General features: G+C 74.1%; 14 protein-coding genes. 6 read left to right on the forward strand and 8 right to left on the reverse strand.

Features of this window, described 5'->3' with window-relative positions; translation table 11 throughout:
* Nucleotides 1-3 precede the first annotated feature (3 nt).
* On the forward strand, nt 4-228 hold the full coding sequence (locus ABME01_RS00320) for a hypothetical protein (RefSeq protein ID WP_353826346.1): 225 nt from the start codon (nt 4-6) through the stop codon (nt 226-228).
* 25 nt (nt 229-253) lie between these two features.
* Nucleotides 254-961 (forward strand): NUDIX hydrolase, encoded by a 708-nt coding sequence (locus ABME01_RS00325; protein ID WP_436407378.1) that lies wholly within the window; start codon nt 254-256, stop codon nt 959-961.
* 61 nt (nt 962-1,022) lie between these two features.
* On the opposite strand, the gene ABME01_RS00330 is transcribed toward ABME01_RS00325, so the two are convergent.
* The 5 genes from ABME01_RS00330 to ABME01_RS00350 all read right to left on the reverse strand — a co-directional run bounded on the left by ABME01_RS00330 (nt 1,023) and on the right by ABME01_RS00350 (nt 6,062).
* A complete protein-coding gene (locus ABME01_RS00330) occupies nt 1,023-1,820 on the reverse strand; it encodes an HAD-IIA family hydrolase (RefSeq protein ID WP_353826347.1) in 798 nt (265 codons plus the stop codon).
* 107 nt (nt 1,821-1,927) lie between these two features.
* Complete coding sequence (locus ABME01_RS00335) at nt 1,928-2,275, reverse strand: UBP-type zinc finger domain-containing protein (RefSeq protein WP_353826348.1); 348 nt, start codon at nt 2,273-2,275, stop codon at nt 1,928-1,930.
* Nucleotides 2,272-3,921 carry an FAD-dependent oxidoreductase gene (locus ABME01_RS00340; protein WP_353826349.1) on the reverse strand — a complete coding sequence of 550 codons (1,650 nt, stop codon included), beginning with the start codon at nt 3,919-3,921 and terminating at the stop codon, nt 2,272-2,274. The genes ABME01_RS00335 and ABME01_RS00340 overlap by 4 nt, the downstream gene beginning before the upstream one ends.
* 52 nt (nt 3,922-3,973) lie before the next feature.
* Entirely contained in the window at nt 3,974-4,663 is a 690-nt protein-coding gene (locus ABME01_RS00345; RefSeq protein WP_353826350.1) for a metal-dependent transcriptional regulator, read from the reverse strand.
* Between the two features lie 25 nt (nt 4,664-4,688).
* Nucleotides 4,689-6,062 carry an Nramp family divalent metal transporter gene (locus ABME01_RS00350; protein WP_353826351.1) on the reverse strand — a complete coding sequence of 458 codons (1,374 nt, stop codon included), beginning with the start codon at nt 6,060-6,062 and terminating at the stop codon, nt 4,689-4,691.
* 186 nt (nt 6,063-6,248) lie between these two features.
* On the opposite strand from ABME01_RS00350, the gene ABME01_RS00355 reads away from it, so the two are divergent.
* The 4 genes from ABME01_RS00355 (at nt 6,249) to ABME01_RS00370 (ending at nt 8,458) form a co-directional block, all read left to right on the forward strand.
* A complete protein-coding gene (locus ABME01_RS00355) occupies nt 6,249-6,566 on the forward strand; it encodes a hypothetical protein (RefSeq protein ID WP_353826352.1) in 318 nt (105 codons plus the stop codon).
* A gap of 154 nt (nt 6,567-6,720) precedes the next feature.
* On the forward strand, nt 6,721-7,332 hold the full coding sequence (locus ABME01_RS00360; RefSeq protein WP_353826593.1) for a TrmH family RNA methyltransferase: 612 nt from the start codon (nt 6,721-6,723) through the stop codon (nt 7,330-7,332).
* Between the two features lie 68 nt (nt 7,333-7,400).
* On the forward strand, nt 7,401-8,033 hold the full coding sequence (locus ABME01_RS00365; RefSeq protein WP_353826353.1) for a TetR/AcrR family transcriptional regulator: 633 nt from the start codon (nt 7,401-7,403) through the stop codon (nt 8,031-8,033).
* A gap of 56 nt (nt 8,034-8,089) precedes the next feature.
* Nucleotides 8,090-8,458, forward strand: coding sequence for a nuclear transport factor 2 family protein (locus ABME01_RS00370; protein ID WP_353826354.1), 369 nt, complete (start codon nt 8,090-8,092; stop codon nt 8,456-8,458).
* A 15-nt stretch (nt 8,459-8,473) separates the two neighbouring features.
* Here the strand turns inward: ABME01_RS00370 and ABME01_RS00375 are convergent, their stop codons facing one another.
* From ABME01_RS00375 to ABME01_RS00385, 3 genes are read right to left on the reverse strand one after another with little or no spacing between them, the layout of a single operon-like run.
* Nucleotides 8,474-10,375 carry a YhgE/Pip family protein gene (locus tag ABME01_RS00375; protein WP_353826355.1) on the reverse strand — a complete coding sequence of 634 codons (1,902 nt, stop codon included), beginning with the start codon at nt 10,373-10,375 and terminating at the stop codon, nt 8,474-8,476.
* Nucleotides 10,372-11,070, reverse strand: a complete 699-nt coding sequence (locus ABME01_RS00380) for a P-loop NTPase family protein (protein WP_353826356.1) — start codon at nt 11,068-11,070, stop codon at nt 10,372-10,374. The genes ABME01_RS00375 and ABME01_RS00380 overlap by 4 nt, the downstream gene beginning before the upstream one ends.
* Nucleotides 11,067-11,705 (reverse strand): TetR/AcrR family transcriptional regulator, encoded by a 639-nt coding sequence (locus ABME01_RS00385; protein ID WP_353826357.1) that lies wholly within the window; start codon nt 11,703-11,705, stop codon nt 11,067-11,069. Before ABME01_RS00385 ends, ABME01_RS00380 begins: the two co-directional genes overlap by 4 nt.
* Between the last annotated feature and the right edge of the window lie 91 nt (nt 11,706-11,796).

The raw sequence follows: 11,796 nt of genomic DNA on the forward strand, positions 1-11,796 counted from the left end.
GGCATGGATTGGACGTTCTGGGTCGGCGCGATCGTCATCGCGGTGCTCGTGCTCGTGACCCAGGTCTTCCTGCACGAGAGCCGGTGGTCGCGCCGGCAGCGGGACGACGAGCCGGGCCGGGATGCGGAGCCGGGACGGGACCCGGAGACCGGGCCGGGCGAGGTCGACGCGGAGCGGCGGCCCGACGACGATCGGGACGATCACGGCGACGAGCGCCCGGATCGCTGATCGTCCGGCGCGCTACCCTCGACGGGTGACCTCACGCGACGATCGCGCCCGATCGGCACGCACCCAGCTCGCCGCCCTGGTCGGCGACGACGCCCTGCGCGCGGTGTGGCGCGACGCGAGGCCGCCCCTGGACCCCGAGGCGACGCGGGAGGCGGCCGTCCTCGTCCTGTTCGGCGTGCTCGACGGCCTGCCGAGCGATCACCATGCGCGGGCGGCGGCCGTCTCGCGCGACCTCGACGTGCTGCTGCTCGCGCGCGCCGACACGCTCCGATCGCACGCCGGGCAGGTGGCCTTTCCCGGCGGGCGGGTGGAACCGGGCGATGCCGGTCTCGTCGCGGCCGCGCTGCGCGAGGCGCACGAGGAGACCGGGCTCGATCCCGCGGGCGTCGACGTGCTGGGCGAGCTCGACCCCATCCCGCTCGCGTACTCGCGCCACCTCGTCACGCCCGTGCTCGGGTGGTGGCAGGCGCCGTCGCCGGTCCGGCCCGTGGACGTGGCGGAGTCGTCGGCCGTGTTCCGCACGCCCGTGGCCGACCTGCTCGACCCGGCGAACCGGTGCACGACCGTCCTCCGGCGCGACGGGGAGGAATGGCGCGGTCCCGGTTTCCTCGTCGACGGCGCCGGCTCCGAGCGACTCGTCTGGGGGTTCACGGCGATGGTGCTCGACGTGCTGTTCGGCGCCCTCCGCTGGACCGAGCCGTGGGACGAGCGCCGCGAGCTCGAGCTGGGCTGAGCAGGGCGGGACCGCCGCGTCGCGTCGTGGCACGCGACGTGCGCCGCGAGAGCCCGGGCGGCTAGAGCTCGGTCTCGATCGGGCCGTCCGCGAGCAGCTCGGCGACGCCGTCGATGACCTCGTCGGGCCGGAACGGGAACGACTCGATCTGCGAGCGGTCGCTGATGCCCGAGAGCACCAGTACGGTGTGCAGGCCCGCTTCGATGCCCGCGACGATGTCGGTGTCCATCCGGTCGCCGATCATCGCGGTGTGCTCGGAGTGCGCGCCGATCTTGTTCAGCGCCGACCGGAACATCATCGGGTTCGGCTTGCCGACGACGTACGGCTCCTTGCCGGTCGCCTTCGTGATCAGCGCGGCGATCGCGCCGGTCGCGGGCAGCGGGCCCTCCGACGAGGGTCCGGTCGCGTCGGGGTTGGTGACGATGAACCGCGCGCCCGCCCCGATGAGGCGGATCGCCTTGGTGATGGCGTCGAACGAGTAGTTGCGGGTCTCGCCGACGACCACGAAGTCGGGGTTCGTCTCGGTCATGATGAAGCCCGCCTCGTGCAGCGCGGTGAGGATCCCGGCCTCGCCGATGACGAACGCCGATCCGTCGGGCACCTGCTGCTTCAGGAAGTCGGCGGTCGCGAGCGCAGAGGTCCAGATGCGCTGCTCCGGCACGTTCAGTCCCGACGATCGCAGGCGCGCCGAGAGGTCGCGAGCCGTGAAGATCGAGTTGTTCGTGAGCACGAGGTAGGGCGTGCCCGTGTCCTCCCACTGCTGCAGGAGCTCGGCCGCGCCCGGGAGGGCGTGGTTCTCGTGCACCAGCACGCCGTCCATGTCGGTGAGCCAGGCTTCGACCTCTTCGCGCTTCGCCATGGCCCAAGCCTAGGCCGCCCACGTCACGGCCGGATGAACGGCGGATGCCGCGGGCGCGACGCCGCACGGGCGCGCGGGCCCCGGCAGCGGGCCGCCGGTCGGCATGCTCACTCGTGGAGCAGCTGCCGCCAGTTCTCCGGCACCTTGCCCTCCGGGCCGGGGCAGGCCTGGTCCTCCGGACGCCACCGCGGCGGGGCGAGGGGGATGCGCTTGGCGCCCGCGCCCTCGGCGTAGTTCCAGAACCACGGCTCGCCGGGTTCGAACGACGCGGCGATCGGATGGCCCGACTCGGCGGCGTGCCGGCTCGCGTGCTGCTCCGGCGACGAGTCGCAGCATCCGACGTGGCCGCACTCGATGCATCGCCGAAGGTGCCACCACCATCCGCCGGCTTCGAGGCACTCCACGCACCCCGTCCCGGACGGGGCCGGCCCCATCGTCGTCGCCTCATCGCTCATGCCGTGACCTCCGTGTTCGAGAGTGCTCGGTGGACCGACGCGACCGCGCTCGACCCCTCGCCGACCGCCGCCGCGACGCGCTTCATCGATCCGCGCCGGACGTCGCCGGCGGCGAAGACGCGGGGCACCGACGTCTCGAACGGCAGCGGCGTGCGGCCGAGGTCGCGCCATCCGTCGTCGAGTGCGGCGACGTCGGCGCCGGTGCGAACGTACCCGGAGTCGTCGTGGTCGAGGTGACCGAGCCAGTCCGTCGCCGGCACCGCGCCGATGAAGCAGAAGAGGGCGGCGCTGTCGACGACCTCGTCGCCGTCGGGCCCGCGGAGCGTGACGCGCTCGAGGTGGTCGTCGCCGTCGAGCGCGACGACCTGGGCGCCGGTGCGCACGTCGATGCGGGGGTCCTCGCGGATGCGGTCGACCAGGTAGCTCGACATCCGGTCCGAGAGATCGCCCGATCGCACCACGAGGCGCACGTTGCAGTCGTTCGCGGCGAGCGCGAGCGCGGCCTGGCCCGCCGAGTTGGCACCGCCGATCACGACGACGTCCGATCCGGCGACCTGGCGGAGCTCGAGCGCGGACGCCGCGTGGTGGATGCCCGCGCCCTCGAACTCGTCCCACCGGTCGATCGGGAGCGTGCGGTAGGCCACCCCGGTCGTGACGACCACGGCGCGGGCGCGCACGATTGCGCCGTCGGCGAGCAGCAGACGGTGCACTCCGGCGTCGGCGTCGAGCCGGATCACCGGGCAGGGCGCCGCGATCCGCACGCCGAACTTGAACGCCTGCAGCGAGGCCTGCGAGGTCAGCGCATCACCGCTCACGCCGAACGGGAAGCCCAGGTAGTTCTCGATCCGCGAGGTCGTCGCCGACTGCCCGCCGGGGGCGACGGCGTCCAGCAGGACCGTGTGCAGCCCCTCCGAGGCGCCGTAGATCGCGGCCGCGAGGCCGGCCGGGCCGGCCCCGACCACCGCGAGGTCGAACTCGATGTCGTCCTCGGCCGCGTAGGCGAGGCCGAGCATCTCGGCGAGCTGCCCCGGGGTGGCGTTGCGGACGATCTCGCCCTGCACGATCGCGACCGGCAGGTCGTCGCGCCTGTAGCCGTGCGACCAGATGTCGTGGGTGAGCTCCGGGTCCTCCACGTCGATCCAGGTGTGCACGAGCTCCAGGCGCTGGGCGTAGCGGCGCACCGCCATCGATGCGGCGTCGTTCGACGAGCCGACGATCTTCAGGGTCCACGCCGCCGGGCCCTCCCGGAGCAGCTCGCGGCGCGCCCAGAGCGTGCGCAGCATGAGGTCGCAGAGCTCGTCGTCCTCGGCCATCATCCGCTGCAGCGCCGGGTGGTCGATCCTCGCGACGGTGCCCGGCGTCGTCACCCGGCCGGTGAGGAACGCCTTCTGGCCGTTGAGCAGGCCGAGCTCGCCGGCGAACGTGCGCGGGCCGAGTCGCGCGATCGTCGTCTCCTCGGTCCACCAGAGCGCCTCGCGCACGATCTCGACCTCGCCCGACTCGATGAGGAAGAGGTCGTAGCTGCGGTCGCCGGCGCGGAAGAGGACGTCGCCCTCGGTGACGTCCTCGGGCGTGCCGTACCGCCGGAGGCGCTCCCACTGCGCATCCGTGAGTTCGGGAGTGATCTTCGCGGCCGCACTGCCCATCCCCTCATCCTCGCCGACGATCGGCTCCGGCGGGAGGGGGTTCAGCGAAGGTTCAGGCGGTGATCCAGATCACGGCGGCGGCTGAGGCGGGGAGGGCGTGGTGCGCGCCGTCGACGGTGATCCCGACGTCGGCCGGCTCGATCCCGTCCGGTCCCGTCGTCGCCGCCGGTGGCGAGACCGCGACGCGGACCTCGCTTCCCGGCCCGACGCCGACCGAGTCGAGGTCGCGCAGGAGCGCCGGATCGCGGTCGCTGATGCGGATGACGCGGCCCACGTGGCCCTCGGCCGCCTCGTCGAGCCGGACGGACGGCTCGGTGGGCACGGACCCGTCGGCACGCGGGATCGCGTCGCCGTGCGGGTCGCGTTCGGGCCGCCCGAGCCGGGCGTCGATCCCCTCCAGGAGCCGGTCGGAGACGGCGTGCTCGAGCACCTCCGCCTCGTCGTGCACCTCGTCCCATGCGTAGCCCATCTCGTGGACGAGCCAGGTCTCGATCAGCCGGTGCCGGCGCACGACCGCGAGCGCCCGGGCGCGGCCCGCGTCGGTGAGTCGCACGGCGCCGTACGGCACGTGCTGGACGAGGCCCTGCGCGGCCATCTTCTTCACCATCTCGGTCACCGACGACGGCGCGACGCCGAGCGCGCCGGCGAGCACCGACGGAGTGATGGGCTCGGGCTGCCACTCGGTGTGGGCGTAGACCGTCTTGAGGTAGTCCTCGATCGCGGGGCTGCTGGCGGCGGGCATCGCCCTCAGGATACCGGCCGCCCGGTCACGCCCCGGTGAACACCAGCCAGAGCAGCACGCCGTTCAGGGTGATCAGGAACGCGGATGCGCCGATCCCGGCCGCCGTCGTCGCCCAGTGGTTGCGCCAGCGGCCGAGCACACCGCGGCGCGCCGTGATCGCCACGAGGGGGACGAGGGCGAAGGGGATGCCGAACGAGAGCACGACCTGGCTGAGGATCAGGGAGAGGGTCGGGTCGAAGCCGAGGGCGAGGATCGCGAGCGCCGGCACGAGGGTGATGAGCCGCCGCGTGACGATGGGGATGCGCACGTGCAGCAGCCCGTGCATGATCTCGGCGCCCGCGTAGGCGCCCACCGAGGTCGAGGCGAGGCCGGACGCGAGCAGTCCCACGGCGAAGAGCGTCGCGATCGCCGGCCCCAGGGTCGTCTGGAGTGCCGCGTAGGCGCCCTCGAGGCTGTCGGTGCCCTCGACGCCGGCGAGGTTCACGGCGGCGAGCAGCAGGATGCAGAGGTTGACGGTGCCGGCGATCGCCATGGCGATCGTCACGTCCCAGCGGGTGGCGCGCAGGAGGCGGTCGGTGGGCAGGCTCGTCGCCGTGCCGGGCTCGAGCGGCAGCCGGGTCGCGCCGGTCACCGGCCGCTCGTGGCGCCCGGGTCCGCGACCCTCGACGAACCGGTCGCGGCTGAGGGCGGAGTGGGCGTAGATCGCGTGCGGCATGATCGTGGCGCCGAGGATGGATGCGGCGAGGAGCACGGAGTTCGCGTCCTCGAACCGCGGGACCAGGCCGGCGGTGAGGCCGCCGGGGTCGGGCGGGGCGATGAACACGCCCACCGAGAACCCGACGGCGATGATCACGAGCAGTCCGATGATCACGAACTCGAACGTGCGCGGGCCCCGGCGCGACTGCACCACCAGGAGCACGAGCGAGACCGCGCCGGTGATGAGGCCGCCCCAGATCAGGGGGATGCCGAACAGGAGATTGAGCGCGACCGCCCCGCCGATGACCTCGGCGAGGTCGGTGGCCATCGCGACGAGCTCCGCCTGCAGCCAGTAGGCGCGGCGACCCCATCGGTTGCGCATCCGGCGGCCGAGCACCTCGGGCAGGCTCTCGCCGGTGACGATGCCGAGCTTGGCCGAGAGGTACTGGATGAGCCAGGCCATGACGTTCGCGAGGACCACGACCCACACGAGCAGGTACCCGTACCGTGCACCCGCCGTCATGTTGCTCGCGACGTTGCCGGGGTCGAGGTAGGCGACGCCGGCGACGAGGGCCGGGCCCAGCAGCCAGGCGAGTCGGGCGACGGAGGCGGGTTGGCCCGCCCGTCCGCCGGTCGTGCCCCGGGCGGAGCCGCGGCCCCCGGTCCGCGGGGCGGCGTCGGCGTCCAGCTGTGTTTTCGGCATGCCGAAATCGTACAGGGTTTTCGGCACACCGAAAACTGGGATTCCGTGCGACGACCGTCCCCCGCACGGGGGCATTGCCGCGGGGTGTGCGAGGAGTAGGTTTCCCCGGGTACGACGACCGGATCACCCCACGCCCGGAGCGCGCGACCCCAGAGACCGCGGTCGTCACGCACACGGAGGTGTGAGATGAATCGCGCAGTCATCGGCTGCATCCTCGGACTCGGACTCGTGGTCGGCGGCACCGCCGGCGCCGCGTTCGCGGGCGAGACGAACGGCAAGGGCGAGCCCATCCCCGGCGCGCACAAGGCCCACTCGGCCTGCGCGTACTCGGGGCAGGACCTGCCCGACGAGATCGAGGGCAACCCGCCCGGCTTCGACGACGACGAGGTCACCGGCGGCCACGTCCAGAGCTACGGCATGTACGTCCGCGCCGGGCTCAAGGGCGACCCGATCGCGCCGAGCCCCGGCATCGCCTGCCGCGGGAACGCGGCGTTCGAGGGGTGAGCGACCCGAGCTCAGCCCGTGGGGCCCGGCCGCTGCCGGGCCCCACGCGCGTGCGGGCTAGCGTGGTGGCGTGAGCGACGATCGGGCGGATGGCGACGTCGCGGGCGGGCGCCGTCCGGAGGGACACGCGGGCGTCGTCGCCGACGAGGCCCACCTGCCGCTGCACGGCGTCGGGCCGTGGCCCGGCGGCCGGGACGCATGGCCCGACGATCCGCGCTACGACCCCGAGCTGCTCGAGCAGGGCGACCGCCGGAACGTCGTCGACCGGTATCGGTACTGGCGGCTCGAGGCGATCGTCGCCGACCTCGACACCCGGCGGCATCCGTTCCACGTCGCGATCGAGAACTGGCAGCACGACCTGAACATCGGCTCGATCGTGCGCACCGCGAACGCGTTCGCCGCCGAGACGGTGCACGTCATCGGGCGCCGACGATGGAACCGCCGCGGGGCGATGGTCACCGATCGGTACCAGCACCTGATGCACCATCCGGACGTCGCCGACTTCGTGGCCTGGGCGCGCGAGCAGCACCTGCCGGTGGTCGCCGTCGACAACGTCGAGGGCTCCGAGCCGGTCGACCTCGTCGAGCTCCCCGAGCGCTGCGTGCTGCTGTTCGGGCAGGAGGGCCCCGGGCTCAGCCCCGAGGCGCTCGAGGCGGCCGACGCCACCGTCGAGATCACCCAGTACGGCTCGACGCGCTCCATCAACGCCGCCGCCGCGGCCGCGATCGTGATGCACGAGTGGATCCGGCGGCACGCGCGCGGGTGATCACCCGGCCCTCGCGCCGAGCCGCGGATGCTGTTGGCCGCGCGGACAAGGCCGCCTACCATGGGCGGATGGCGACCCGACTCGATCCGAACGAGCGGCGAGAGCAGATCATCGCGGCCACGCTCCGCCTGGTCGCGCGCGACGGGTTCGCCCGCGTGACGCTGCGGGACGTCGCCTCCGAGGTGGGCGTCGTCCACGGGCTCATCCGCCACTACTTCGCCACGCGCGAGCAGCTGATGGCCGCGGCCTTCGACGCGGCGGTCACCGCCGAGGACGAGCAGGACGAGGCGCTCGCCGACCGCCTCGAGCCGATCGCCGCGCTCGCCGACTGGCTGAGCACGACGCCGCGCGACCACTACCTCGTGTGGATCGACGCGTGGAGCGAGGCGCCGCGCAACGCGGAGCTGCACGCCGCACTCACCCGGCACCACCGCGAGAACGACCGTCGCCTCGCCGGCATCATCGAGCGCATCGCCGACGCCGGGCTGGGCGAGAGCACCGACCCGCTCGCCGATGCGCGGGCGCTCACCGCGCTCGTCGACGGACTCGCGGTGCAGCACCATGCACTCGGGCTCATCGACGAGCCCGAGGCCGACGCCATGGCGTTCCGGACGGCCGAGGCGCGGCTGGGCCTCGCGCCGGGGACGCTCGCGAGGGAGCGCGAGACCCCGGCGCGCAGCCGCTGGGCCACGACCCACTGACCGCCGATCCGGAACCGGCCCTCGTGCGCGGGCCCTGCGGAGCGTAGCGTTGCCGCATGACCGAGATCACCGACGATCTTCCCGCCCGGTTGCTGCACGAGGAGCATGCGGGATGGCGCGCCATCCTCGCCGGCCACGGCGGCGAGCACTACGCGCGTGCCATGACCCGCGACGCGCTCATGATCGTCGAGGGGGCGATGCTCGGGCGCGACGACGTCATGGCGGCGTTCCGCGGCACCGCGCCGTGGGAGGCCTACGAGATCCACGAGCCGGCCGTGGTGCGCCTCGGCGACCGCGCCGGGATCCTCGCGTACCGCGCCGTCGCGCGACGCGGTGACGACGTCGCCGACCTGCGGATGTCGACCACCTACGTCTACGACGACGGTGCGTGGCACGTGGCCGCCCACCAGCAGACGCCGGCCTAGCGCCGGCCGGCCGGCTCAGCCGATGAGGCTGGGCTGCAGGTCGCGCAGCGTGCGGAAGTGCGTCATCCGCGTGACGCCGATGGCGGCGATCGCGAACGCGCCGACGAGCCATCCGGCGAGCACGAGGGCGTCGGCTCCTGCGCGCGCGAGGTCACCGCCGTACATCGCCTGGCGCATCGCATCGACCACGTAGCCCATGGGCAGCACGTGGTGCAGCGCGGCGAGCGGCGCGGGCAGCGTCTGCCACGGGAACGTCCCGCCCGCGGTCACGAGCTGCAGCACCATCAGCACCAGGCCGAGGAACTGGCCGACCGAGCCGAGCCACACGTTCAGGGCGAGGATGACGGCCGCGTACGTCGCCGAGGCGAGCAGCATGATGCCGAGGGTCGCGAGCGGGTCGCTCACCGCGAAGCCGAGCGTGACGGCGAGCACGAGGTACAGCGCGGCCATCTGCACCGCGCCCAGGGCGGCCGGCGTGAGCCAGCCCGCGATGGTGATCCGGATCGGCGAATGCAGTGCGGTGACCGCGCGTCGCGAGATCGGCTTCACGATGAGGAAGAGCGCGTAGATGCCGATCCAGCCCGCGAGCGCGGCGAAGAACGGCGCGAGGCCCGCGCCGTAGGTGCCGGCATGCGTGACCTCGTCGGTCTCGAGCGCGACCGGGTCGGCGATCGCATCCGATTGCGCGTCGCGCGTGGCCTGGTCGCTGTCGGGGATCTCCGCCACGCCGTCGGCCAGCCCGTCCTGCAGGGTGCCGGCACCCGAGGCGAGCTCGCCGAGTCCCTCCTCGAGGGTCCCGATGCCGGCGGCCAGCTGCGCCGAGCCGTCGGCCACGCGCGCGGCGCCGTCGGCGAGCGAGGCGGCGCCGTCGGCGGCGTCGCTCGCACCGGCCGCGAGCTCGGCGCTGCCGTCGGCGACCTGCCGGCTGCCGTCGGCGAGCCGGTCGATGTCGCCGACGACGGCCTGCACGCGGTCGTTGCCCGCGGTCACGCGCTCGTCGAGCGGGTCGAGGCGGGCGAGCACCGCGTCGATCGTGGCCTGGTCGACCCCGTTCGCGGCGAGTTCGTCGGCGATCGCGCGGCGGGCCTCGGGCACCGCCGCGGCGGCCTCGTCGACCGCGGTGCCGAGCCGGTCGGCGGATGCGGCGAGCTCGGCGTTGCCGTCCGCGACCTGTGCGGCGCCGTCGGCGAGGTCGGCGGACCCGTCCGCGAGCCGCGCCGTGCCGTCGGCGAGCCGGGCCGAGCCGTCGGCCGCCTGCCGCGCGCCGTCGGCGAGGTCGGAGGCGCCCGAGTCCAGGCGGGCGGCACCGTCCACGGCGCTCGCGGCGCCGTCGGCGAGCTGGGACGCGCCGTCGGCGGCGTCGGCCATCCCGCCGCGGATCTCGGAGATCGAGTCGAGCAGCAGCGACGCGGCCTCGCGGCCGACCTGCTCGGCGACGCTCTCGCGGATGCGCTCCACCGCCTGCGCGCCGATCGTGCCGGCGAGGTAGCTCGTCGCGTCGTTCGTGGAGAGCAGGATCTCGGCCCGGCGCGGCTCGTCGGAGCCGACGGAGGCCAGGGCGTCGGAGAAGTCGGCGGGCAGGGTGATGGCGAAGTCGTACGCGGAGTCGTCGAGGCCGCGTGCCGCGTCGGCGGCGTCGACGCGATGCCAGTCGAACGCGCCGTCGGCGATCAGGTCCTCCGCGACCTCGTCGCCGACGTTGCGCGCGGGCTCGTCCTTTGTCGCCGCCGTGCCCTCGTCCTCCACCACGAGCGCGACGGGCACGTCGGGGAAGCGGGCGTACGGGTCCTGGTTCGCCCACAGGTACAGCCCGCCGTAGAGCACGGGGACCGCGATGAGGGCGACGAGGGCGAGCACCGACATCCGGGTCGAGGTCAGGCGCCGCAGTTCGGCGGTGATCATCCGGGGGATCCTCATGCGCGTGCTCCCATGGACTGCAGCGATTCGCGGGCGGGTTCGTCGGGGTCGGAATCGGATCGGGCGGCGGCCGCGTCGTCGCCGTCGCGCATCCGCTCGAGCAGGTCGGATGCCGCGATCGCCGAGGCGGAGGCCTCGCCGGCGATGACGAGCACCGCGAGCCCGCGGTCGGCGAGGCGGCGGGCGAGCGTCCACCACTCGACCGGGTCGCCGCCGTGGCGGTCGGGCGAGACGAGCACGAGGCCCTCGACGCCGTCGCGGAGCAGGGCCAGTTCGGTGAGCAGCCGCAGGCGGTCGAGCGGCGCGACGTTGCCGATCGGCGTCCGTGCCAGGTGCGCGAGGCCGAGGTCGCCGAGCCAGCGGATCGCCGAGACCGGGGTCGACGGGACGCCGGCGAACATGAGCTCCTCCGCGGCGACCCCCGCGACGGTCACGTCGGGCGCGGGGTCCGACACGTCGGGCGCGTCGACCAGGGCGATGCGGCGGCGGATGTCGGCGGGGTCGGGCCGGCCGTCGATCGAGACCGTGCCGGCGTCGGGGCGCATGCGCCCGGACGCGAGCAGGCCGAGCACGGTGGGACGCTGCTCGGTCTCGGCGCTCGCGAGCGTCGCGCGCCCGCTCTCGTAGCCGACGGTGGTGGCGGGCAGCGCCCGGCCGCGGCGCCCCTTGGCGACGCCGTGGAGGTCGATCCTCATGGTTCCTCGGTGAGCTCTGGGGTGTCGGAGATGAATGCGCCCGCCTCGCGCCAGGACAGGCCGGCGGTGCCGAGCGCGGCGAGCATGACGAGTCGGCGTCCCTCGCCGTCGGGCAGCCCGTGCCGGGCCGCCTCGGCCAGCACCGCGAGGGCCGACTCCTCGAGCAGGTGCGCGAGCACGGAGGGGCGGATGTCGTCGCGCACCGTCCCGTCGGCGATCCCGCGCGCCACGAGGGCCGACAGGCGCTCGCGCACGGGTGCCAGCGCCGAGGCGGCGCGTTCGACGTACGGCGGCTGCAGCGCCACCTGCGCGAGCAGGCGCACGTGCTCCACCGCGTCCCAGAGACGGGCCCCGAGCAGGGCGATCGCCGCGCGCGCATCGTCGTGGTCGGTGGTCGCCGCGGCGCCGACGAGGCGCTCGGCGCCGCGCTCGATCAGGGCGACGATGAGCTCGTCGCGCCCGGCGAAGTGGCCGTAGAGGGCGCGACGGCTGAGCCCCGCGGCCGACGCGATCGCCTCGAGGGGCGCGTCGGGCGTGGTCGAGAGCGTCGCCACGGCGGCGGCGAGGAGGGCTTCGCGGTTCTCCGCCGCATCCCGTCGGGGGGAGCGGCGGCCCGCGTCGGTGTCGGACGGCATGGGACCACTGTACGGCTAACGTGCACATCAATGTGCAAGTTCGTGGCGATGCGGAGCGAACGCACAGGCGGGCGGCCCTGCGCCGCGGGGT

It is taken from the genome of Agromyces litoreus, from assembly GCF_040496015.1.
Lineage (GTDB): Bacteria > Actinomycetota > Actinomycetes > Actinomycetales > Microbacteriaceae > Agromyces > Agromyces litoreus.